The sequence below is a fragment of the Salinarimonas chemoclinalis genome (genome assembly GCF_041514305.1).
Classification (GTDB): Bacteria; Pseudomonadota; Alphaproteobacteria; order Rhizobiales; family Beijerinckiaceae; genus Salinarimonas; species Salinarimonas chemoclinalis.
In genome coordinates this window covers 1-22,678 of record NZ_JBGMWH010000006.1, presented here as the reverse complement: position 1 = coordinate 22,678, position 22,678 = coordinate 1, and the positions used below count along the sequence as shown (strand labels likewise).

25 protein-coding genes and 1 pseudogene are annotated in these 22,678 nt (G+C 70.0%); 9 read left to right on the top strand and 17 right to left on the bottom strand.

What is annotated here, in order from left to right:
• Positions 1–72 precede the first annotated feature (72 nt).
• From AB9M23_RS11825 to AB9M23_RS11815, 3 genes are all read right to left on the bottom strand, one after another.
• Complete coding sequence (locus tag AB9M23_RS11825) at positions 73–744, bottom strand: glutathione S-transferase family protein (RefSeq protein WP_372424750.1); 672 nt, start codon at positions 742–744, stop codon at positions 73–75.
• A complete protein-coding gene (locus AB9M23_RS11820) occupies positions 741–1,361 on the bottom strand; it encodes a glutathione S-transferase family protein (RefSeq protein WP_372424749.1) in 621 nt (206 codons plus the stop codon). The genes AB9M23_RS11825 and AB9M23_RS11820 overlap by 4 nt, the downstream gene beginning before the upstream one ends.
• Before the next feature lie 268 nt (positions 1,362–1,629).
• Positions 1,630–2,100, bottom strand: coding sequence for a MarR family winged helix-turn-helix transcriptional regulator (locus AB9M23_RS11815; protein ID WP_372424932.1), 471 nt, complete (start codon positions 2,098–2,100; stop codon positions 1,630–1,632).
• Between the two features lie 110 nt (positions 2,101–2,210).
• Between AB9M23_RS11815 and AB9M23_RS11810 the strand changes: the two are divergent.
• A pseudogene (locus tag AB9M23_RS11810) lies at positions 2,211–2,330 on the top strand (GFA family protein); the annotation flags it as partial.
• 76 nt (positions 2,331–2,406) lie between these two features.
• On the opposite strand, the gene AB9M23_RS11805 reads toward AB9M23_RS11810, so the two are convergent.
• The 7 genes from AB9M23_RS11805 to rpiB form a co-directional block, all read right to left on the bottom strand.
• Entirely contained in the window at positions 2,407–3,660 is a 1,254-nt protein-coding gene (locus AB9M23_RS11805) for an RNA polymerase sigma factor (RefSeq protein WP_372424748.1), read from the bottom strand.
• A gap of 63 nt (positions 3,661–3,723) precedes the next feature.
• Positions 3,724–4,026 (bottom strand): hypothetical protein, encoded by a 303-nt coding sequence (locus AB9M23_RS11800; protein ID WP_372424747.1) that lies wholly within the window; start codon positions 4,024–4,026, stop codon positions 3,724–3,726.
• Positions 4,027–4,039: 13 nt separating this feature from the next.
• A complete protein-coding gene (locus AB9M23_RS11795) occupies positions 4,040–4,456 on the bottom strand; it encodes a VOC family protein (protein WP_372424746.1) in 417 nt (138 codons plus the stop codon).
• Between the two features lie 17 nt (positions 4,457–4,473).
• The gene (locus AB9M23_RS11790) at positions 4,474–4,827 is read right to left on the bottom strand and encodes a DUF1428 domain-containing protein (protein WP_372424745.1); all 354 of its coding nucleotides are present in this window, start codon (positions 4,825–4,827) and stop codon (positions 4,474–4,476) included.
• A gap of 53 nt (positions 4,828–4,880) precedes the next feature.
• Positions 4,881–5,078, bottom strand: coding sequence for a hypothetical protein (locus tag AB9M23_RS11785; protein WP_372424744.1), 198 nt, complete (start codon positions 5,076–5,078; stop codon positions 4,881–4,883).
• A 58-nt stretch (positions 5,079–5,136) separates the two neighbouring features.
• Positions 5,137–6,120: a sugar-binding transcriptional regulator gene (locus tag AB9M23_RS11780; RefSeq protein ID WP_372424743.1), complete on the bottom strand. Its 984-nt coding sequence runs from the start codon at positions 6,118–6,120 to the stop codon at positions 5,137–5,139.
• Positions 6,121–6,204: 84 nt separating this feature from the next.
• Complete coding sequence (gene rpiB, locus AB9M23_RS11775) at positions 6,205–6,654, bottom strand: ribose 5-phosphate isomerase B (protein ID WP_372424742.1); 450 nt, start codon at positions 6,652–6,654, stop codon at positions 6,205–6,207.
• Positions 6,655–6,912: 258 nt separating this feature from the next.
• Here rpiB and AB9M23_RS11770 point away from each other — a divergent pair, with 258 nt between their 5' ends.
• From AB9M23_RS11770 to AB9M23_RS11740, 7 genes are all read left to right on the top strand, one after another.
• A complete protein-coding gene (locus tag AB9M23_RS11770; RefSeq protein WP_372424741.1) occupies positions 6,913–8,394 on the top strand; it encodes a sugar ABC transporter ATP-binding protein in 1,482 nt (493 codons plus the stop codon).
• Positions 8,395–8,432: 38 nt separating this feature from the next.
• Complete coding sequence (locus tag AB9M23_RS11765; RefSeq protein WP_372424740.1) at positions 8,433–9,446, top strand: ABC transporter permease; 1,014 nt, start codon at positions 8,433–8,435, stop codon at positions 9,444–9,446.
• 67 nt (positions 9,447–9,513) lie between these two features.
• Positions 9,514–10,503 (top strand): substrate-binding domain-containing protein, encoded by a 990-nt coding sequence (locus AB9M23_RS11760; protein WP_372424739.1) that lies wholly within the window; start codon positions 9,514–9,516, stop codon positions 10,501–10,503.
• An 83-nt stretch (positions 10,504–10,586) separates the two neighbouring features.
• Positions 10,587–11,354 carry a GolD/DthD family dehydrogenase gene (locus AB9M23_RS11755; protein WP_372424738.1) on the top strand — a complete coding sequence of 256 codons (768 nt, stop codon included), beginning with the start codon at positions 10,587–10,589 and terminating at the stop codon, positions 11,352–11,354.
• A 56-nt stretch (positions 11,355–11,410) separates the two neighbouring features.
• Positions 11,411–12,403 (top strand): dihydroxyacetone kinase subunit DhaK, encoded by a 993-nt coding sequence (locus AB9M23_RS11750; protein ID WP_372424737.1) that lies wholly within the window; start codon positions 11,411–11,413, stop codon positions 12,401–12,403.
• Positions 12,404–12,424: 21 nt separating this feature from the next.
• Positions 12,425–13,069 (top strand): dihydroxyacetone kinase subunit DhaL, encoded by a 645-nt coding sequence (gene dhaL, locus AB9M23_RS11745; RefSeq protein ID WP_372424736.1) that lies wholly within the window; start codon positions 12,425–12,427, stop codon positions 13,067–13,069.
• A complete protein-coding gene (locus AB9M23_RS11740; RefSeq protein WP_372424735.1) occupies positions 13,012–14,031 on the top strand; it encodes a class 1 fructose-bisphosphatase in 1,020 nt (339 codons plus the stop codon). Before dhaL ends, AB9M23_RS11740 begins: the two co-directional genes overlap by 58 nt.
• Positions 14,032–14,271: 240 nt before the next feature.
• Here AB9M23_RS11740 and AB9M23_RS11735 read toward each other — a convergent pair whose 3' ends face one another.
• The 7 genes from AB9M23_RS11735 to AB9M23_RS11705 form a co-directional block, all read right to left on the bottom strand.
• Positions 14,272–15,261, bottom strand: a complete 990-nt coding sequence (locus tag AB9M23_RS11735) for a D-2-hydroxyacid dehydrogenase (RefSeq protein WP_372424734.1) — start codon at positions 15,259–15,261, stop codon at positions 14,272–14,274.
• On the bottom strand, positions 15,258–16,322 hold the full coding sequence (locus AB9M23_RS11730; RefSeq protein ID WP_372424733.1) for an Ldh family oxidoreductase: 1,065 nt from the start codon (positions 16,320–16,322) through the stop codon (positions 15,258–15,260). The genes AB9M23_RS11735 and AB9M23_RS11730 overlap by 4 nt, the downstream gene beginning before the upstream one ends.
• Positions 16,322–17,215, bottom strand: coding sequence for an NAD(P)-dependent oxidoreductase (locus tag AB9M23_RS11725; protein ID WP_372424732.1), 894 nt, complete (start codon positions 17,213–17,215; stop codon positions 16,322–16,324). Before AB9M23_RS11725 ends, AB9M23_RS11730 begins: the two co-directional genes overlap by 1 nt.
• Positions 17,212–18,744, bottom strand: a complete 1,533-nt coding sequence (locus AB9M23_RS11720; RefSeq protein ID WP_372424731.1) for a tripartite tricarboxylate transporter permease — start codon at positions 18,742–18,744, stop codon at positions 17,212–17,214. Before AB9M23_RS11720 ends, AB9M23_RS11725 begins: the two co-directional genes overlap by 4 nt.
• 18 nt (positions 18,745–18,762) lie before the next feature.
• Positions 18,763–19,230: a tripartite tricarboxylate transporter TctB family protein gene (locus tag AB9M23_RS11715; RefSeq protein WP_372424730.1), complete on the bottom strand. Its 468-nt coding sequence runs from the start codon at positions 19,228–19,230 to the stop codon at positions 18,763–18,765.
• Positions 19,230–20,204 (bottom strand): Bug family tripartite tricarboxylate transporter substrate binding protein, encoded by a 975-nt coding sequence (locus AB9M23_RS11710; protein ID WP_372424729.1) that lies wholly within the window; start codon positions 20,202–20,204, stop codon positions 19,230–19,232. Before AB9M23_RS11710 ends, AB9M23_RS11715 begins: the two co-directional genes overlap by 1 nt.
• A gap of 83 nt (positions 20,205–20,287) precedes the next feature.
• Positions 20,288–20,962: an RraA family protein gene (locus tag AB9M23_RS11705; protein ID WP_372424728.1), complete on the bottom strand. Its 675-nt coding sequence runs from the start codon at positions 20,960–20,962 to the stop codon at positions 20,288–20,290.
• A 117-nt stretch (positions 20,963–21,079) separates the two neighbouring features.
• Here AB9M23_RS11705 and AB9M23_RS11700 point away from each other — a divergent pair, with 117 nt between their 5' ends.
• Positions 21,080–22,009 (top strand): LysR family transcriptional regulator, encoded by a 930-nt coding sequence (locus AB9M23_RS11700; protein WP_372424727.1) that lies wholly within the window; start codon positions 21,080–21,082, stop codon positions 22,007–22,009.
• Positions 22,010–22,678: the final 669 nt, after the last annotated feature.

The window sequence follows — 22,678 nt, the reverse complement described above, 5'->3', positions numbered from 1 at the left end:
GCTGGGGCTGCATCGAAACGTCGATGCTCCGCACGAACATCGCCGCCGAAGGGGCAAGTGGTCTGTTCGTGATCAAGACGAGGATCGCGAGGGAGATCCCTCATTCGTCCGCTCGAACACGGCGCGCTGCGCGGCGAAGGCGCGGGCGAAGGCCGGGCGCGCTTCGCCGCGTGCGACGTAGGCGACGAGGTTCGGGAACGTGGCGAGGAGGTCCGATCCACCGAGCCGGCGCAAGACGCTCACCATCATCAGATCGCCGCAGCCGAACCCGTCCTCGAGCCAATCCCGCTCGCCGAGCCGCGCGGAGAGCTGAGCGAGTCGACGGGTCACGCGCTCCTCGGCCCGGGGCAGGCGGTCAGCGAACCAGGGCGCGTCGCGCTCCAGAAGCAGCATCGTCTCGCGTTCGACGATCGGCGGCTCGATCGTGCCGACCGCCGCCGATGTCCACGAGATCGCCCGCGCCCGCGCGGCCGGACCACGCGGGAGCAGCGCGTCGCTCGGGTCCGCGACGTGCAGCACGATGGCGCAGGTCTCGAACAGCACGACGTCCCCGTCCTCGAAGGTGGGGATCTGCGCGAAGGGTTGGAGCGCCAGATGCGCCGGCTCTTTCATCTCGGCGAACGACAGGAGCCGCACGTCGTAGGCGATCCCCGCTTCCTCCAGCGCCCAGCGCACCGGCATGTCGCGGGCGAGGCCGCGGCCGCGGTCGGGCGAGGTGGCGAAGGCGGTGATGGTGGGCCTCACGGCGCGGCCTTCGCACAAGCGGCGACTGCGCGCGCGTAGGCGTCGCGCGTGCGAACCCTCGCCAGGTGAGCCGCTTCCTCGGCGCCCGGCGCGACGTCGGCGAAACGCTCGGCCAGGTCGATGGCGTAGGCGACCGATATGTCGGCGGCGGTGAACGCCTCGCCGGCGAGATACGGCGTCCTGTCGAGCTGCCGCCTCACGAGCGTCAGCCGGTTCTCGTATTGCCGGAGCGCATGGCGCGCCGTCGGGTTCGAGCGCTCCGCCTCGGTCGGCAGCCGGCGCGCGTTGCCGGCGAAAAAGACCGCAGCCGCCATGCCCGCCTCGCCGAGATGCAGGAACTGCTGGTAGGCCGGATAGGCCGTCGAGGTCGGTTCGGGCGAAAGCGGCGTCGGACCGTAGCGCGCCATCAGGTATTCCATGATCGCGATCGACTCGACCATCGTGGCGCTGCCGTCCACCAGAGCCGGAATGAACCCCGCGGGATTGATGCGCAGAAACTCCGCATCGTTCTCGACGCCTGCGCGCATGTCGACGTCTCTCAGGCGGTAGGGCAGCCCCATCTCTTCCAGAAGCCGAACGACGCGGAAGCCGCGTCCACGTCCGTAGATCGTGATCATCGATCGCGCCTCGTCGCCGAGAGACCTGTCGCTGCACGAGGACGCGCGCGCGTCCCTCGCGCCGACAGCGAAGATCACCGTTGCGCGAGATCGCGCGCCGGCGCCGGGAGCGTCTCCCGCTCGCCCCGCGCGGCGCACACGGTGGCGGCGTAGTCGCGGGCCTCCGCGAAAGGGCCGTCGCAGACGAGACCCACGATCGGGGAGAGGACCCGCGTCGCTGGTGGTCGTGCGGGACGGAGCCGATCGCGAGACGGGCGTCGTTCGGTGATCACGACATCGCCCCCCTCGCCGGGCGGCGGCCTGCCGCCGCGAAGCGGCGCAAGCCGTCCACCGCCTCGATCCCCAGCCCCGCGGCGAGATCGCCTTGAACCCGCCGCCACGTCACGAACGCCTCCTCCAGAACGGCCCGTCCCCGCGCGCTGATACCGACGAGCCGCTGGCGCGCGTCCTCGTCGTCGCGGCGCGTGGCGACGAGGCCCGCCTTCTCCGCCACGGCGACGTTGCGGGTCATGGTCGTGCGTTCGGTGCCGACGATCGTCGCCAGCGTGCCGATCCGCGTCGGTCCCTTGATGGCGAGCACAGAGAGAAGCGTGAACTGCGTCGCCCGCAGGCCGTGCGGCTTCAGCGCGCGGTCGAACGCGGCCGTGATCGAGCGCGCGGCGCGGCGGGAAGCGAGGCAGAGGCAGGCACGAGTCTCGTCGATCGACATCCAGTCAGTGTAGATACACTCGTCTCCCATGGTCAAGAACCGCGCCTCGCCTCCTTCTGCTCTCGCTGACGCCCGTCGTGTCGGCAACGGCGGTCGAAGCACGTCGACCCAGGCGGCCCGACGTGGGTGGCCGAAGAGGCTCGGCGATCTTCTCCGAAGACGCCGTCGCCCTGGAGGGCGAGACGGGCGAGTATGCTGGGCGTCACTTCTGCCGGGGCTGCGGCTCGTCGGTCTTCGGGCGGACGGACGACGAGATCGAGGCCGCGGTTCGACCTCGCGCGGCGCTACGGACGCGACCGCGACGGGACGAGCAGCACCGCGCCGTGAGCCGCGGAGTCAGCGCCTCCCGGTCTCACCCGCCAACCCCGCCAGGGTCCGCCGCAGCCGCGCGGCCTGTGCTTCGCCGGTCGCGAGTGCCAGCGCGGTGGTGAAGGCGCGCTGCGCCTCCGCGCCGCGTCCGAGCTGGGTGAGGAGCGCGCCGCGCACGTCGTGAAAGGGAAGATAGCCCTCGAGCGGTCCGGCGAGGTCGTCGATCAGCGACAGTGCCGCCTGCGGCCCGAAGGTCTTCGCCACCGCCACGGCGCGGTTGAGGCGCACCACCGGCGTCGGCTGGACCTGCTCCAGCATGGCGTAGAGGAACGCGATGCGGCGCCAGTCGCAGCCGGCGGCGTCCGCGCAGCGCGCGTGCTCCGCGGCGATGGCGGCTTGCAGGACGTAAGGCCCGGATGCGTCGGCGGCTTCGACGCGGGCGAGGCGCGCGAGGCCCTCCTCAATGGCCTCCGCGTCCCAGAGACGGCGGTCCTGCGCCTCCAGCGGGACGAGGGCCCCGTCGTCGTCGCGGCGCGCGCCCGCACGGGCGCGGTGCAGGAGCATCAGCGCAAGGAGCCCCTCGAGTTCGGCCGTGCCGGGAAACAGGTCGACGAGAAGCCGCGCGAGGCGGATCGCTTCGTCGCAGAACCCGGCCCGCGGGCCGCCCTCCGGCGCCTCGCCGCAATGGCCTTCGTTGAAGAGGAGGTAGAGCGCCGCCGCGACCGCGGCGAGCCGCATCTCGCGCTCCTCGGCGGTGGGGACCTCGAAGCATATGCCCGCCCTGGCGATGGCGCGCTTTGCGCGGGTGATCCGCTGCTCCATCGCGCTCTCCGAGACGAGGAAGGCGCGGGCGATCTCGGCCACGGACAGGCCGCAGACGACTTTCAGGGCGAGCGCGATCTGGTGCGCCGGCGGCAGTTCGGGACGGCAGCAGACGAACAGCAGCCGCAGCACGTCGTCGCCGCAGGTCGCGTGGTCCATGCGCTCGACGAGCGGCGATTCCGCATCGGAGACGTCCGACAGCGCGTCTTCCGGCGGCAGCGGCACGTCGCGGGAGCGGCGCCGCACGCGGTCCGTGCCGGCGTTGCGGCCCACGAGAACGAGCCAGGCGAGCGGGTCGGAGGGCACGCCGCGTTCGGGCCAGGTTCTCAACGCCCGCAGGCACGCCTCCTGGAAGGCGTCCTGGGCCGCATCGAGATCACGGAACCGGCGCAGCAGAGCCGCGAGCGCGCGCGGCCGCGCCGTCGTCAACGCATCGGCGATCGCGCAGGGCTCGGGCATCGGGACGCTCCGCGGGGGACAGGCGATCGAGGACGCACGAGCGCGGCGCGTCCCGACACGCGATCATGCTCCGTTCGGGGTGCGGCCGCCAGCCGCACCGCGCACGGCGGAGACGGTCTCGGCCGAGGCTTCGCTCACCCACAGCCCCGGGTACGTCTCGACGAATCCCGACGGGGAAAGGCGCGAGATTTCCGAACAGGGCACGCTCGGCGCCGCATAGTCGTAGCGGAAGGCATCCAAGAGCCGATAGCGTTGCCGAAGCTCGACGAGGCTCGACGAGCCCGCATCGAGCCAGCCTTGTCTGGCGGCACGAGCAGGCATCAGGCTCTGCTGCCGGAACGAAGCCTTCGAGCCGTGGCGGCGCACCCTTCGGACGGCATCATACCCCCTCCTGCGCATCGGCGGTGACGATCCAGGGCGCGCCGAATCGATCGGTCGTCATGCCGAAGGCCGACGACCAGGACGTCGCCGCCATCGGCATGCCGATCTCGCCGCCCTCCGCGAGCGCCGCGAACAGGCGCTTCGCCTCGGCGGCGCGCTCCACTTCCAGCGTGATCCAGGCACTGCGCGGCGGGGCGTAGGGCATGGACCAGTGCATGTCGCCTCCCATCAGCACCTGATCGCCGACACGCAACTGCACATGGGCAAGGCGTTCCTTCGCCCGCTCGGGGACCTCGCCCATGTCGGGCAGGTCGGCGTAGCGCAGCATGACGAGTTCGCCTCCCAGAAGGTCCCGATAGAACGAGAACGCCTCTCTCGCGCGTCCGTCGAAGGTGATGTTCGCCGAAATCCGCATCGCGTGCTCTCCTGGTGTCAGAGTTCGACGAAGGGCGTGAAGCCGCCCCAGATCATGCGCTTCGTGTCGAAGGGAGGGGCTTCCATGGTCTCCCTCATGCGCGGGTCGGCGGTCACCTTCTGCCAGATCGCGTCGCGCGCGGGCCGCGACGGGTAGACGATCCACGAGAAGACGACGATCTCGTCCTCCGTCGCCAGGACGGAGCGCGGGAACGAGGTGAGCTCTCCGTAGGGGACGTCATCGGCGAGCGCCTCGACATACGCGAGCGCGCCGTGTTCCTTCCAGACTTCGCCCGCGACCTGCGCGAGCGCTTCGTAATCCACGAGACCGTCCTTCGGGACTGCGATGATGAAACCGTCGACGTAAGCCATCGTCCATTCCCCTTGTCCGCGCCGAGGACGCCGCAGGCAGGGCAGCGCCGACATCACGCCGGACGCTCGGCGCGATCGCCGCGCAGCGCCCGCTTCGTCGCATCGTCCGCGGGGAAGGAGTCTTCGATGGCGATCTCCGTGAGCGTGATGTCGGTCGGCGTCCCGAACACGGTCACGGTGGAGATGAAGGCCGGATCTCCCGCCGCCGTGCGAAGCCGCAGCGGCACGGCGATCCCGAGCGGCTCCTTCAAGGCCGGGGTTTCGTATCCGGCACGTGCTCGACCTCCGCCTGGCATACTCCGTCTGTACTTACCTTTTCCCGATCCAATCGCGGATGGCGATGCAGTTGAGGAGGCTGGTCGCCAGGATGTCGATGGCGCCGGTGCGCAAGGCGCCGAGGATGGCGGTCGTCTTGCTCGGTTCGGAGGCGATCGCGATCGTGTTGGAAATGCGCGAGAGATCGTCGCGGGAGAGGCCGATGACGCGCCCGCCGATCTCCTCGTTGCAGGGACGGCCTTCGATGTCGAAGAAGTCGTAGCCCATCAGGTCGCCGACGACGCCGGCCGCCTGGGCGCGCTTGAGTTCGTCGGGGCCGAACCAGCCCATGCGCGCCATGTGGCTGTCGGGCCCGAGATCACCGATGCCGATGAGCGCGTAGTCGGCGCTGCGGGCGAGATTGAGCGTGCGGCGCACGGTCTCGTGCCGCATCAACGCCTCGCGCAGCGCTCCGTCCGGCACGTGGGCCGGCGCGTAGAGCGTCGTCGCCGTCCCGCCGAAGCGGCGCGCCAGCGCACGGCAGATGTGGTCGGCATTGCCCTCGGCCCCCGCCTCCGAGGCGCCGCCGGAGCCGGAAACGAAGGTGATCTGATCGAAGGCCCGGCTCGTCTGGACGGCCGCGACCCGCGCCACGTTGCGGCCCATGCCGACCGTCACCACGCTGTTCTCGCGCAGGTTCGACTCGAGGAAATGGCTCACCAGTGTCGCGACATTGGTGCGCTGTTGCTCGATGGAGCGCGCTTCCGGTGCGACGAGCAAGTGCTTGAGGCCGAAGCGTTCGCAGAATTCCGCCTCGAGCTCGCGGGTTTGCGATGAGTGGAAGCGCACGCGGATTTCGACGAGCCCCGCGTCCTGCGCCTCGCGCAGCATGCGGTTGACCTTCATGCGCGAGAGATCGAGTGCGCGGGCGATGGCGTCCTGCGTTTCGCCCTCGATGTAGTAGCGCCGCGCGATCTCGGCGAGCTGACCGACCGTCGAGGTCTCCGCGGTGGACTGTGGTTTCCTCGGTCGATCCATCCGCCGGCCCCCGGGCACCCTTCAACCAGCGGCGCCGTACCCTGCGCGACTATATAGGCGCGCGCGGGTGGGCGCGAGACCCGTTCAAGCCGCAGGGCCGGCTTCGTAGGAGCGGATCCGCTCGACCTTGGGCGCGGAACGACCGCCCTCGAAATGGGAGCCGAGCCACGCGTCGACGACGGTCTTGGCCAGTTCGTGGCCGATGACCCGTGCGCCGAGGCAGAGGATCTGCGCATCGTTGCTCTTCTGCGCCCGCTCCGCCGAATAGGTGTCGTGCGCCTGTGCGGCGCGCACGCCCTTGACCTTGTTGGCGCTGATCGCGACGCCGATGCCGGTGCCGCAAATCAGGATCGCCCGGTCGTGCGCACCGCGCGCGACCGCCTCCCCGACCGCGATGGCGACGTCGGGATAGAGCGCCGTCTCGCCTTCGCCGACACCGTAATCCGTCAGCTCGTAACCACGGGGAGCCAGCGCGTCTTTGAGCGCTTCCTTGAGCGCGAACCCCGCTTCGTCGCAGCCGATCGCGAGCCGCATCATGGACCTCCTAGTACGAAAGCTGTTTGTGCATTTGACCGCTGTGTGATCAAAAGTCAATCCGCAGCACCGACGCAGCCGCCCTTCGGAGTGGGCAATGAACGTTCTGGAATGCGAAAACGGTACAACTTTACCGCCATGCAGCACGAATGCTGCGGCGCAAACCCGTTCCCGACCGACTCCGGGGCGATCTCCGCCTTGACGGATACGATCATTCGCTCATAATGTTGTGCAAAAGCACAAGAGGAGGAGGCGACGTTGAGCGAGCCGCTGCTCGAGGCCGAGGGTCTTCGCAAGTCGTTCTCGGGCGTTGCGGCGCTCGTCGACGGGCGTTTCCGGCTGCGTGCGGGCTCCGTCCACGCGCTGTGCGGCGGCAACGGCGCCGGCAAGTCGACCTTTCTGAAGATCCTCATGGGCATCCACGCGCGAGACGCCGGCGAGGTCCGCCTGCGTGGTCGCCCCGTCGCTTTCTCCTCGCCGTCCGAGGCGCTGGCGGCCGGCATCTCCATCATCGAGCAGGAGCTGAGCCCCGTCCCCGCGATGACGGTCGCGGAGAACATCTATCTCGGGCGCGAACCGATCGGCCGCTTCGGCCGCGTCGATTTCGAGAACATGAACATCGCGGCGGCGGCGCTGCTCGAACGTCTCCGCTTCGTGCTCGCGCCGACGGACCTCATGATGGATCTGTCGGTCGCGGAAGTGCAGCTCGTCGAGATCGCCAAGGCGCTGAGCTACGATTCCGATGTCATCATCATGGACGAGCCGACTTCGGCGCTCGGCGAGCACGAGGCCGATCACCTTTTCCAGGCGATCTCGGCGCTCAAGGCCGAGGGCAAGGGCATCGTCTACGTCAGCCATCGACTTTCGGAAATCTTCGACATCGCCGACGACTACACGGTCTTCCGCGACGGGCGCTTCGTCGAGGCGGGCGATCTCGCCGACGTGAGCAAAGACAGGCTCGTCCAGCTCATCGTCGGGCGCAAGCTGAGCGAGGAATTCGTCAAGGAGAACGTGCCGCGCGACGAGATCGCGCTCTCGGTCGAAGGTCTCGCGAGCCGCAACGGTGTGCGAGACGTCGCCTTCGAGGCGCGTCGCGGCGAGATTCTCGGCTTCTACGGGCTGATGGGCTCGGGCCGCACCGAGATTTTCGAACGCCTGTTCGGCCTCGCGCACGAGCACGCCGGCGAAATCCGCATCGGCGGCGAAAAGGTGATGCTGCGCTCGCCGGCGGACGCCATCTCGGCCGGCCTCGCCTTCGTCACCGAAGACCGCAAGGGCTCCGGCCTCGTCCTCACCGAGGACGTGCGCGCCAACATCTGTCTCGCGAGGCTCGGCGCACTCGGCTTCGGCCCGGTGATGAGCCGGCGCCGGGAGGCGGACGCGGCCGAGCGCATGATCGCCATGTTCGACATCAAGACCGCGTCGGACCGGCTCGGCGTCGTCAACCTGTCGGGCGGCAACCAGCAGAAGGTGGTGCTCGGCAAATGGTTCTTGACCGAGCCGCGCATCCTGCTCCTCGACGAGCCGACCCGCGGCGTCGACGTCGGCGCCAAGCGGGAGATCTACCGGATCATGTCGGATTTCGCCGCGGCGGGCGGCACCGTGCTGCTCGTCTCGTCGGAGGTCGACGAGGTGCTCGGCATGGCCGATCGCGTCGTGGTCATGCGCGACGGGCGCATGGCCGGGACGATCTCGGGCGCGGACATGAACGCGCAGAACTTGCTTCACCTCGCGACCTGAGCGCGCGCGGGACGACGGATCGAAAAGCGGGAGGTCGGATGTCGAGCGTGGTGGAGAAGGAGCGCGAGCCCGTCGTCGGGGAGAAGACGAAGCGCAGGGCGACGAGCGCGGCGCAGCGCTGGGGCATCCTCATCGCGCTCGTCGTCGTGTGCGTCGCGCTGTCGCTCCTGAACGAGTACTTCCTCACCACGCGCAACATCCTCAACGTGCTTCGCCAGACCGCGATCAACGGCATTCTGGCCATCGGTCTGACCTTCGTCATCCTGGCGCGCGGCATCGACCTCTCCGTGGGATCGGTAGTGGCGCTCGCGGGCGTCGTCGCCGCCTCGCTGGCGACGACGTCCTCGACGGCGATGGTGGCGGGCGGGCCTTACCCCGTCGTGCTGGCGCTCGCCGCCGGCCTCCTCGTCGGCGCGGCGGCGGGCGCGGTGAACGGCGTCGTCGTCGCGCGCTTCTCGGTACCCGCCTTCGTCGCGACGCTCGGCATGCTCTCGATCGCGCGCGGCCTGACCCTGCTCTACGTCGACGGGAGACCGGTGCCCGCGCTGACGCCGGAATTCCGCTGGATCGGGACGGGCGACGTGCTCGGCGTGCCGATGCCGGTGGTGATCTTCGGCCTCGTCTTCCTCGTCTCATGGTGGGTGTTGTCGCAGACCCGCTTCGGGCGGCACGTCTATGCGGCGGGCGGCAATCCGCATGCCGCGACCGTGTCCGGCATCGACGTCACGCGCATCCGGCTGCTCGTCTTCGTGATCTCCGGCGCGCTCGCCGGCCTCGCGGGGATGATGCTCGCCGCGCGCACCGGCTCCGCCCTGCCGCAGGCGGGCGTCGCCTACGAACTCGACGCGATCGCCGCCGTCGTCATCGGCGGGACCAGCCTCGCCGGCGGCGTCGGGCGCGTCACGGGCACGCTGATCGGGGCGCTCCTGATCGGCGTCGTCAACAACGGCCTCGATCTGATGGGGGTCGAATCCTACTACCAGCTGGTCATCAAGGGCATGCTCATCGTGGCTGCGGTGATGCTCGACCAGTCCCGGAACAAGCGGGAATGACCGCTTGAAGAGTGGTGCCCGCGAAGATGCGGCGCATCGGCGAACACACAGAACCGGAGGGAACGACATGAAGCGTCATCTCATCGCCATCGCCGCAGCGGCGAGCCTGGCATCGGGCGCCGCCTCGGCGCAGGACGAGCCCTTGAAGATCGGCGCGGCCGTCTATGGGCTGCAGGCCGAGTTCATGCAGATCTGGTCGGCCGCGCTCGAGGAGCATCCGGCGGTCGAGAGCGGCATGGTCGATCTCACGATCTTCGACGGCCGCTACGACGCACTCGTGCAGCAGGAGCAGTTCGAGACGATGATCACGCAGGGCTTCGACGCGATCATCTTCGTGCCGATCGACATCGAAGCGGGCGCGACCGCCGTCCAGGCGGCGGCAGATGCCGGCATCCCCGTGATCGGCTCGAACACCCGCGTCAATTCCGATCTCCTCACCGCCTATGTCGGCTCGGACGACGTTCAGTCCGGCTACATGGAGGCGAAGATCGTGCTCGACGCCATCGGCTGCGAGGGCAACGTCGTGATCATCGAGGGCCCGATCGGTCAGTCGGCGCAGATCCAGCGCCTCGAGGGCAACGAGAAGGCTCTCGCCGAGTGCCCGAACGTGACCGTGCTCCAGCAACAGACCGCCAATTGGTCACGCGCCGAGGCGCAGACGCTGATGGAGAACTGGATCACCGCGCATCCGGGTGAGATCGACGGTGTCATCGGCCAGAACGACGAGATGGCACTCGGCGCCATCGAGGCGATCAAGGCCGCCGGGCTCGCGGTCGACGACTTCGCCATCGCCGGCATCGACGGCGTCACGGATGCGCTCATGGCGGTGAAGCGCGACGAGATGAGCTCGATCCTCCAGGACGCGCGCGCCCAGGCGCAGGGCGCCCTCGATCTCGCCATCCAGGCGGCGACGGAGGAGGATCATGCGCCGATGTCCGACATCTGGGAGCAGTATCCGGACATGGCGTGGGCCGGCGGCACGGAAGCGGAGTACAACGTGCCGTGGACCCCCGTGACGATGGAGAACGTCGACGCTCTGCTCGAGCGCCGTCAGTGATCGACTAGGGCCGGGCCCGGCCGCACCCACACACATGCGCCAGGCCCGGCTTCCTCGCGCTTCCCACTCCGACAGGTTCCGGCATGACGCACGCACCCGCATCGCTCGATCTCGGCTTTCCGCTCGACGGCAAGGTCGCCCTCGTCACCGGGGCCGCGTCGGGTATCGGCGCGGCCATCGTCGACGCCTTCGCCGCCAAGGGCGCCCGCGTCGCGCTCGTCGACCGCGACGAGACGGCGGCGCGGACGAGGGCGTCCGGCCTGCGGGACGCGCGGGCCTACGGCGCCGACGTCTCCGACGAGGCGAGCGTCGAGGCGGCCGTCTCCGCGATCGACGCCGATTTCGGCCGTATCGACATCCTGGTGAACTCGGCCGGGATCGTCGATCTCGCTCCTGCGGAGGAGATCACCCTCGCCGCCTGGCGGCGCACGATGGACGTCAATCTCACCGGCTCGTTCATCGTCGCTCAGGCGGTGGGGCGGCGGATGATCGCGCGCGGCCACGGGCGGATCGTCAACCTCGCCTCCCAGGCCGGCAGCGTCGCCATAGACGGGCACGTCGCCTATTGCGCCTCGAAATTCGCCGTCATCGGCATGACGAAGACCATGGCGCTCGAGTGGGGCCGACACGGCATCACGGTCAACACGATCTCGCCCACCGTCGTCCTCACCGAGCTCGGCAAGAAGGCCTGGTCCGGCGACAAGGGCGAGGCGATGAAGGGGCTGATCCCGACCGGTCGCTTCGCTGAGCCCGCCGAAATCGCGGCGGCCGCCGTCTTCCTCGCGTCCGATGCGGCTGCGATGATCAACGGCGCCGACTTGCTGATCGACGGCGGATACACCGTCAAGTGAGCGGCCGAGTGAGCGGTCGAGTCCGCCCGACAACGAAAGACGAACGAGGAAACGCCATGCAGCGCTTCGTCAACAATCCCGACGACATCGTCGACGAAACCGTCCGCGGCTTCGTGCGCGCCCACGCCGAACTGGTGCGGCTCGACCCCGGCAATCCGCGCGTCGTCGTCTCGACGGCTGCGCCCGTCGAGGGCAAGGTCGGCGTCGTCACCGGCGGCGGCTCGGGGCACGAGCCGGCATTCATCGGCTATACGGGGCGCAACATGGTGGACGCGGTCGCGGTCGGTGAATTGTTCTCCTCGCCGACCGCGAAGAGCTTTCACGACGCGATCGAGGCGTCGAACGGCGGCGCGGGTGTCGTCGTGCTCTACGGCAATTACGCCGGCGACAACATGAACGTGAAGATGGCCCAGAAGCTCGCCGCCAAGGCGGGGATCGAGGTGCTCACCGTCGTCGCCAACGACGACGTCTCCTCCGCCCCGAAAGATGAGCGCGAGAAGCGCCGCGGGGTGGCGGGCGAGATCTTCATGTGGAAGGTCGGCGGCGCGAAAGCCGCATCGGGCGCCTCGCTCGCCGAGGTGCGCGATACGGCGCAGAAGGCGATCGACGCCTGCCGCTCGGTGGGAGTCGGCCTCGCGCCGTGCACGCTGCCGGCGGTGGGGCGTCCGAACTTCGCGATCGAGCCCGGCAAGATGGAGGTCGGCATCGGCCATCACGGCGAGCCGGGTGTCGCGGTGGAGGATCTGAAGCCGGCGAACGAGATAGCCGACGAGATGGTGCGCATCGTCCTCGACGATCACGATCTCCCCGCCGGCACCCGCGTCGCGGTGCTCGTCTCCGGGCTCGGGGCGACGCCGCGCAACGAGCTCTACGTGCTCTACGATCGCATCGCCGCGCAGATCGAAGCGCGGGGGCTCGTCCTCGCGAAATCGTATGTCGGCGATTACTTCACCTCGCTGGAGATGGTCGGCGCGACGCTCACCGTGATGGCGCTCGACGAGGAACTCGAGGCGCTGCTCGAGGTCGAGACCGCCTGCCCCGGCTTCTGAGACGGTTCGCGAGGAGACATCATGGCGACGCTACGCAATGCCGGTTCGGGTGCGATCGTGTCCGAGATCGCGGCCGTCATCGTCGAGAACCGGGCCTATCTCAGCGAGATCGACGGCAGGATCGGCGACGGCGACCACGGCGTGAACATGGCGAAGGGCTTCTCCCGCGCGGCCGAGCGGCTCGCGGGGCGGGAGACCTCGCTGGCGGAGGCGCTCGACGCACTCGGCCAAGTCCTGATGTCGGAGATCGGCGGTTCGATGGGGCCGCTCTACGGCATGATGTTCATCGAGACGGCCGAGGCGATCGAGGACGCGGAAACGATCGACGTCGCGAAGTTCGCGTCGATGCTGCGGGCGGGGCTCGCGGGCGTCGAAAGCGTCGGCGCGGCGAAGGTCGGCGACAAGACCATGCTCGACGCACTCGTCCCCGCCGTCGAAACCGCCGAGGCCGCGGCCGCAGAGGGCAAGGACTTCCCCGAGGCGCTCGCGGCGACGAAGCAGGCCGCGATCGACGGACGCGAGCGCACCCGCGACCTCGTCGCCAAGATCGGCCGGGCGAGTCGGCTCGGCGAGCGCTCGAAGGGCGTTCTCGATGCGGGCGCGACCTCGTGCAGCCTGATCGTCGGCGCGCTCGCGGACGGCATCGCCGCGCGGCTCGACCGGTGAGCCCGCCGCTCGGCACGCCGCTCGACGCCGTCCTCGCGGGCGACGACCCCGTTGCCCGCACCGTCCGTGCGCTCGCCGGCGCCTGCGCGCGCCTCGCGCGCGTGATCGCTCGCGGATCGCTCGGGGGAGCGCTCGACGAGACGGTGATCGGTGCGGCCGGTGGCGCGGATGCGCAGACGCGGCTCGATCTCATCGCCGATCGGCTGATGCACGAGGCGCTCGCCGGCGCACCCGTGCGCTGGCTCGCTTCCGAGGAACGCGCCGACGTCGAGGCGCTGACGCGAGGCGCGCCGCTGGCGGTCGCGCTCGATCCGCTGGACGGATCGTCGAATATCGCCGTCAACGCGCCGCTCGGGACGATCTTTTCGATTCGCCCGGCCCGCGACGACCCGCGCGCGACGTTTCTGTCGCCGGGGCGGGAGCAACTCGCGGCCGGCTTCGTGATCTACGGCCCGCTGACGGCCCTCGTGGTGACGATGGGCGACCATGTCGACGTCTATGTCCGCGATCCCGACGACGGGGCGTTCCGTCTCGCCGAGCACGCGGTGCGCTGTCCGGAGGACGCGCGCGAGTTCGCGATAAACGCGTCCAACCGGCGGCATTGGGCGGCGGCGCTGCAAAGCTGGTTCGACGAGCGGATCGCGGGTGCCGAGGGGCCGGCGGGGCGTGATTTCAACATGCGCTGGATCGCGTCGCTCGTCGCGGAAGCCTACCGCATCCTCGAGCGCGGTGGCATCTTCCTCTATCCGGGCGATACGCGCCGCGGCTATGCGAAGGGCCGCCTCCGGCTCGTCTACGAGGCGGCGCCGATGGCGCTCCTCGTCGAGGCTGCGGGCGGACGCGCCGTCGTCGGCGACGGCAACCGCGTACTGGACGTCGCGGCGGCGAGCCTGCACGAACGCACACCGCTCGTGTTCGGCTCGCGGGAGATGGTGGAGCATTTGAAATTCCGCCTTCGATGAAGCGGCAATCGCCACGATCGCACGTCTCCGCAACCGTCCGATCAGATCTCGATGGCGCATCCGTCGACCATCGTCAACGTCCGAAATGGACCGAAAGCGGCCTCGTACCCATTGGATGCATAGCCTCGGGTGGAGAACTAGCCTGGCAAGATTTGTGCGGGACGCACGGAGGGAACCGGTCGCAAGCCGGCACGGAGCGGGCGCCGTCCTACCGAGGCGCTACAGAAACCATTCATCGTTCTACCAAACGAGGTTCCGCGGCTTGCCGGCGAGGAAGGCGTCGATGTTGTCGACGAGCTGATCGCCCAGTCCCTGCGTCGCCTCTCGGCTCGCCCACGCGACGTGGGGCGTGACGATGACGTTCTCGCGGCGCGCCAGCGAGTGGATCGGGTGATCGGCGCCCGGAGGCTCCGGGGAAGTCACGTCGATGCCTGCCCCGGACACGAGCCCCGCATCCAGCGCCCGCGCGAGCGCCGCTTCGTCCACGAGCCCGCCGCGGGCGGTGTTGATCAGCAGCGGCGCGCGGCGCATCAGCGCGAATTCCGCGTCCGAGATCAGGTTGCGCGTCTGCGGCGTGAGCGGGCAGTGGAGCGTGATCACGTCGGATCGCGCCATGACCTCCTCGAAGGGCGTGTAGAGCGGCCCCATCCCCGCGACGCCCTTGTAGGAGGAGAACAGGACCTCCATGCCGAACGCCTCGCCGATGCGCGCGACCGCCTTGCCCAGCGCGCCGTCGCCGACGACGCCCAGCGTCGAGCCGGCGAGGTCGGCGATGGGGTAGTCGAAGTAGCAGAACTGCCCGGCCTCCTCCCAGCGTCCCCGCGTCACCGAGCGCGCGTAGGGCACGAGGGAGCGGCGCAGGGCCAGGATCAGCGCGAAGGTGTGCTCGGGGAGCGTGCTCGTCGCGTAGGTGCGGATGTTCGCCACGCGGATGCCCGCCGCCCTGCAGGCCTCGACGTCGACCGGGTCGTAGCCGGTGGCGGCGACCGCGACGAGCCTCAGCCGCGGGGCGCCGGCGATCGCGGCGGCGCCGATGGGCGTCTTGTTGGTGACGACGATGTCGGCGTCGGCGATGCGCGGGGCGACCTCGTCCGGCCGCGTGCGGTCGTGCACGACGAGCCGCGCCGGGCGGGCGAAGTCCCGCAGCCGCACGCTCGGCGGAAGCGTGTCGCGATCGAGGAAGACGATGGTCGGCGGGCCGCCGCCGCCCGCGGCCGCATCCGCGCTCATGCGCCGCCTCCCTCGTCCCCGAGCGGCGCGGCGCCGACCTCGCGCGCGATGGCGTCGAGATCGGCGACGACGTTGTCGGGCAGGGCGATGCCCCGCGCCGCGACGTCGGCGGCACGCTCGGCCTCGACCTCGCCCGGCATGCGGATGCGCTCGAACCCGTCCGCCGTGGCGCTGCCCTTGAGCTCGGCGACGAGCGCGCCGGTGCGCTCGGCGAAGCCGGCGCCGAGATGGGTGCGCGAGAGGTCGACGACGAGGAGGAAGTGCCCGACGTCCTGCGTCAGCTCGTAATCGGAATAGAGGTTGCCCATCGACCCGGCGAACCGCCCGCCGGCGAGCACGCCCGTGAGCACCTCGACCATGATCGCGAGCGCCGAGCCCTTGGCGCCGCCGAAGGGCAGGACGACGCCCTTCTCCGCGGCGCTGGCGTCCGTCGTCGGGCGCCCCTCGCGATCGAGCGCCCAGCCGGGCGGGATCGTCTCCCCGCGCTTGGCGCCCTCGACGATCTTGCCCCGCGCGACGACGGAGGTCGCCATGTCGAGGAGGAGCGGCGCCTCGCTCGTCGTCGGCGCGCCGAAGGTGACCGGGTTCGTTCCGATCACGGCCTCGCGCCCGCCGAACACCGCCATGGACGGCGGCGCGTTCGTCATGGCGAAGGCGAGGCAGCCGGCGGCGATCGCCTTCTCGACGTAGAAGGAGCCGGCGCCGTTGTGGTTGGAATGCGCGATCGAGGCGGCGACGACGCCCTGCTCGCGCGCGGCCTCGATCGCGGCCTCGAGGGCGCGCAGCGTCACGACCGGACCGGGCCCGTTGTCGCCGTCGACGTGGAGGAAGCCCGGCGAGGGCCGCTCGATGCGGATCTCGGGGCGCGCCTTCACGGCGCCCGCGACGACGCGCTTCGCGTAGATCGGGATGCGGGTGAGCCCGTGCGAGCCGTGACCGCGCAGGTCCGCGTGGACGAGGACGTCGGCGACGGTCTGCGCGTCGGCCTCGCTCAGGCCGGCGGCGGCGAAGACGGAGACGGCGAAGGCGCGAAGCCGCGCAACGGGGAACGCGCGGGCCATCACGCGTCTCCCCGTCCGCGACCGTTGAGGAGGTCGTAGAGCCGTCCCATCGCCGCGCTGTCGAGCGTGGCGAAGCCCGCGTTGCAGGTCGCCTGCATCATCTCCCGCGCGAGCGCGGTGGCCGGCTGGGTACGCCTGTAATGGGTGCCGAGCGCTGCAGCGATGCCGAGATCCTTGCGCATCAGCTCGGCTCGGAAGCCGCCCTCGAGCGCGTCGTCGACGTAGCGCTCGGCGTGCATCTCGAGGACGCCGCTGCGCGCCGCGCCCGTCGAGAGCACCGCGCGCATCACGTGCGGATCGACGCCGGCGGCGCGCGCCAGCGCGATCGCCTCGAAGGCGCCCATCATGTTCACCGCGACCATGAGCTGGTTGCAGGCCTTCAACGTCTGCCCCGCGCCGAGCGGGCCCACGTGGTGGACCGCCTTGCCCATGGCGTCGAGCACCGGCCGCGCGCGGGCGACGTCGTTCGCGTCGCCTCCGACCATGATGGTGAGCGCGCCCTCGTCCGCCCCCTTCCTGCCGCCGCTCACCGGCGCGTCGATCATCCGCGCGCCGACCCCGGCGAGGGTCTTCTCCACCGCCTGCGCCTCGAACGGCGCGATGGTGCTGCAGTCGACGAGGAGACCACCCTCCCACGACGCCGACGCGAGGCCGGTCTCGCCGGAGACGACGGTCTCGAGCGCGCTCGCCTCGGGGACGCAGGTGACGACGATCCGCGCCGCCCGCGCGACGTCGGCGGGCGTCGCGACCACGGTGGAGCCGGCCGCGGCGAAGGCGTCGGCCTTCTCCCGCGAGGAGGTGGTGACGACGAGGGGATGGCCGGCGGCGAGGATGTTGCGGGCCATGCCCGCACCCATCACGCCGAGGCCGATGAAGCCGACCGTGTCGATCATGCTCTACCTTCCGATGCTGGGGTGTCCGCCGCCTCGCGGGCCCGGCGGGCGAGCGCGCGCTCGCGCCGGGCCGAGAGGAGCACGAGGAGGATCGCGACGAGCGCGAGGCCGATCGTGACGGGGTTCGTCAGGAACGGCGCGAAGGAGCCCTGCGAGCGCGTCAGCGCCTGGCGCAGCGCCTCCTCGAAGGGCGGGGTGATGATGAAGGTGATGAGCAGCGGCGCCACCGGCACGCCGGTGCGGTTGAACACGAAGCCGAGCACGCCCGCGCCGATCATCACGAACAGGTCCACGATGTTGTTGCGCGCGACATAGCTGCCGGCGACGCAGACGAGGGCCACGCAGGGCATCAGGTAGATCTTCGGGATGCGCAGCGTCATCGCCAGCGGGCGCACGGCGAAGTAGCCGATCACGCCCATCAGGATCGTCGACAGGAAGAGCGCGACGTAGATCGTGTAGACGATCCCCGGCGCCGTCATGAAGATCAGCGGCCCGGGCGCCACGCCCTGGAGCACGAGGGCGCCGAGCAGGATCGCGGTGACCGCGTCGCCGGGGATGCCGAGCGCCAGCGTCGGGATGAAGGTCGCGCCGACGACGGCGTTGTTCGAGCTCTCCGAGGCCGCGACGCCGCGGATGTCGCCCTTGCCGAAGCACGAGGCGTCCTTGGCGGAGCGCTTGGCGTCCGCATAGGCGAGGAAGGAGGCGATGGTCGCGCCGATGCCCGGCAGGATGCCGATGGCCGAGCCGATGGCGGACGCCCTCAGCATCGGCAGGCCCATCGATTTGAGCTCCTTGCCCGTGACGCGGTTGGCGGCGCGGTCCTCCGCGGCGAGCTCGACCTTCTGGGCGCTCTTCGAGAAGCCCTTCGTCGCCTCCTCGATGATCTCGGCCAGCGCGAACAAGCCCACCAGCAGCGGCACGTAGGTGAGCCCGTCCATCAGCGAGGTCGAGCCGAAGGTGAAGCGCGGGATGCCGAGCATCGGGTCCGAGCCGATGGTGGCGAGCGCCATCCCGATCGAGGCGGACAGGAGCCCCTTCATCAGCGAGCCGCCCGACAGCACGCCGATGATGAGGAAGGTGAAGAACAGCAGCGAGGCGATCTCCACGGGCCCGAAGCGCAGGGCGAAGTCGGCGAGCTGCGGGGCGAGCATCACGAGGAGCGCGATGGAGAACACCGAGCCGAACACGGAGGCGATGAGCGAGACCCGCAGCGCCTTCGTCGCGAGCCCGGCGCGCGCCATGGGAAAGCCGTCGAAGATCGTCGCGGCGGACGCGGGCGTACCGGGTGCGTTGAGCAGGATCGCCGAGATCGAGCCGCCGAAGATGCCCGAGCCGTAGAGGCCGATGAGCATGACCAGCGCCTGCTCGGTCGGCATGAAGATCGTCAGCGGCACGGCGAGCGCCACCGCGATGTTCACGGAGAGGCCCGGGATCGCGCCGATGACGAGGCCGATCACCACGGAGCCGAGCAGCGTGAGGAACACCGCGGGCGTCGTGAAGCCCCACAGGGCGAGGGAAAGCGGGTCCATCGGAACGCTCCGGCCGGCTCAGAACAGCCGGCCCGACGGAAGGGGAATGAGGAAGAGCTCGCGCAGGATCACGTCGACCACGATCGGCACGACGATCGCGAGGATCCCCGCGACGACCCAGGAACGGGGCCGGTAGAGCGCGAACACCGCGGCGAGGAAGAGGATCGAGGCCGCGAGGAAGCCGACGAGGAGCATGCCGAGCGCGTAGGCCAGCGTCAGCCCGACGAAGAGGAGACCGAGGCCGAGGCCCCGGCTCCCGCTCCCGCTCCCGTCGGCGTCTCCCGTCGCGGGTTTCGCCTCGAGCGCGACCGCGACGGAGAAGAGCAGGACCAGCCCGCCCGCGAGATAGGGCAACGCGGAAGGGCCGACCGTGTAGAACCGCCCGCCTCCCGAGAACGGGTCGCCGCCGAGATCGGGCACCAGGACCAGCAGGTAGCCCAGCGCGAGGGCGGCGACGACGATCCCGAGGAGGCGGGGGGCGTTCATCAGTTCGCCTCCGGCCGCTCGCCGATGGCCGCGCGGATGGCGGCGGACATCTCGGTCATCGCGGCCTCGAAGTCCTCGCCGCTCAGATAGCCGGGCTCGATGTCGGCGCGCGCGGCGAGCGTGGCGAAGGTGTCGGACCGCATCGCCTCCGCGAACCGCTCCTGCATGTAGGCGATCGCCTCGTCGGGCGTCGCGGCGGGTGCGACGAGCCCCTTCATGTTCTCGAGGTTGACGGCATAGCCGAGCTCGGAGAGCGCCGGCACGTCCGGGATCTGCGGCGCGCGGTCGGAGGTCGTGGCGATGGCGTAGACGTTGCCGGCGTCCATCTGCGCCTTGGCGTCGCCCGGCGTGATGATGGCGAGGTCGACATGGCCGCCGAGCAGCGCCGCCAGCGCCGGCGCGCCGCCCTGGTAGGGCACGTGCTGTATCTCGATGCCGGCTTCCTTCTCGAAGACGAGGAAGGCCGAATGCAGGATGCCGGCGGGGCCGGAGGAGGCGTAGGCGAGATCGCCCGGGTTCTCCTTGGCACGCGCGACGACGGCCTCGACGGAATCGAGCCCGCTGCCCGCCTTCGTGACGATGACCATGTGCTCGCGGTTGACGCGCACGACGCCGCGGAACTGGTCGAGGCTGTAGTTGGTCTCCATGTGGTTGGGCACCGAGGTGCTCTCGCTGCCGCCGCCGACGAGGAGCGTGTGCCCGTCGGGCTCGGCATTGGCGACGATCTCGGCCGCGAGCGTGCCGGAGGCGCCGGGGCGATTGACCACGACGAGCGGGACGGGAAACAGCTCCTGCGCCGCGGACGCGATGAGGCGCGCCGTCTGGTCGGTGCCGCCGCCCGGCGCGAAGCCGACGACGATCTGGATCGGTCGGGTGGGTTCCCAGCCCTGCGCGACGGCGGGGGCGGCGCTCGCGCCGAGGGCGGCCGCGAGGCCGAGGGCGGTCGAGAGCACGGTTCTCCTGGACGGCATCATGCGTTTTCTCCCTTTCGTTGCGATGTCGCGGCGCGCCCTTGGCGGGCGTCTCGTTGGTGGATCCGGTACGGGTCGCGTGGGCGTCAGACGCCCGCGCAGCCCTTCTCCCGGAGGATCTCGTCGACCCAGGCGCGGTCCCAGCCCGCACCGGCTATGGCGGCGAGGGTCTTCGTCTCGCGCTCCATCTGGGCGCGCCCCGCGGCGGCGATCTCGGCCGCGTGGGCGCGCGGCACCGCGACGACCCCGTCGAGGTCGCCGACGATCACGTCGCCCGGCTCGATCACCATCCCGTCGAGCGCGATCGGTACGTTCACCTCGCCCGGCCCGTCCTTGTAGGGGCCGCGATGGCTCACGCCAGCGGCATAGACGGGGAAGTCGTCTTGGCCGATCGCATCCATGTCGCGCACCGCGCCGTCGACGACGAAGCCGACGACGCCGCGCGAGCGGGCATGCGCGATGATCAGCTCGCCGATCAGCGCGTTCGTGAGGTCCCCGCCGGCGTCGACGACGATGACGTCGCCGGGCTCGGCCATGTCGGCGGCCTTGTGGATCATCAGGTTGTCGCCGGGGCGCGTCTTCACCGTCAGCGCCGTCCCGGCGAGGCGCCCGCCCCGGTGCATGGGGCGCAGCCGCGCCCCGCCGGCGACCATCCGGCCGAGATTGTCGCTGAGGATCGCACACGGGATCTCGCCGAGCGCGCGCACCCGCTCGGCATCGGCGCGGACATGGCCGGTCAGGACGCGGAATCCGAGGGTCACGGAAGACCTCCCTTCGATGTTCTTCGTTGGCGGGGAGGTTAGGAATTGGCCCGACGTTGTGTCCAATATATTGTCGGCACCACATTGATGCCCGTTCGGCATCGAGGGGAGACCGGCATGCTCGAGACGCGACTCATCCGTTCCTTCGTCCACGTGGCGGAAGAGCTCCATTTCGGCCGTGCGGCGCAGCGCCTCCACATCGCCCAGCCGGCGCTGAGCCGGCAGATCGCACAGCTGGAGGAGCGCCTCGGCGTCCTCCTCCTGGAGCGCACGCAGCGTGCGGTGACGCTGACCGCGGCGGGCGCCGCCTTCCTGGAGCGCGCCTATCGCATCCTGGCGGACATCGACAAGGCGGCCGACGAGGTGAAGCGCGTCGTCGCGGGGGAGGTCGGGCAGCTCGCGATCGGCTTCATCCATTCCTCCACCTACGGCATCGCGCCCCAGCTCCTGCGACGCTTCCGCGACGCCTATCCGTCGGTGCGGCTCGATCTCTACGAGATGACGATCCAGGAGCAGCTGGAGGCGCTCGCCGAGCGGCGCATCGACATCGGCCTCCTGCGCCCGCCCATCGCCGATCCACTCCTCGACCACGCGGTTCTGGAGGAGCAGGACTTCCTCCTCGCCGTGCCCGGCTCGCATCCTCTGGGCGGGCGCGATCGCGTCTCAATAGCTGAGCTGTCGCAGGAGAGCTTCATCCTGTTCTCGCAGCGCAACAGCCCGCTCTTCTACGGGCGCATCGTCACCATGTGCGAGCGCGGCGGCTTCGTGCCCCGCCTCGTGCAGAACGCGACGCAGATCCACACGGTCGTGGGGCTGGTCAGCGCGAACATGGGTGTCGCGATCGTCCCCTCCGTGGCGCGTAACCTCCATATGCCGAACGTCCGCTTCCTCGTTTTCGAGGAGGCGTTCGACCCCGTGAGCGTCGGTATCGCGTGGAGGCGAGACGCGCGTGCTCCGGTGCTGGGTGCTTTCATCGACATGAGCCGCCGTGGCTACGCTCCTTTGCATCTGTCGAAGGGTACGACAGGCGACGACCGACTGACATGAACGACGGCAGACGCCCGCGTCGACGATGCCCACCGGAGCTCGAGGCGGCTTCGGGCCGAGAGCCGTCGAACGCGGCGGTGCCGCGGAACGTCCGATGCCCGGCTATTCTCTCGGAAAGCGAGGTCGGAGCGCTTTGTTTCCAGCCTCCCCCGTGATGAATATTGAAATCTACGGCACGGCCTTTGGTCCGATTCGCTGCTCGACGAGGTGGGCGCGCCCTTGCGCCCGTAGCGCTCCCTGGAGTGGCCTCGTACCGGCGCAGCTGCCCGAGCATGAGCTGCCCCCCGACGCGCGCAGGTCCGGCGCCGCCACGGCCTCCCTCGCCCCTTTCAACGCCATGACCAGCCTCCGCCTCGCGGCTTTCGAATCTGGGGTGCGCGAGGATAACCGAGGGAGACGCGAGCCGAGAACGGGAACGGGAACGGCGGCGGCGCTCACCCGCATCTGGAGGAGGTAGCGCCCGTCGCGGCGGGCGAGATAGCTCGGACGCATGACGACCCCTGTCGGCGGGGCCGGCGGAGGCGACATGCCTTGCGTGAGACATGTCGCGTCGACCGAAACCCCGATGGGCTTCAGGTCGCTGGTCCGTAGAGGCTTTTGGGAGATCTGTGCGTCCTGAGACATAGGTGACAGATCGTTCCTGAGACATGGGTAACACTTCTCGCTTTT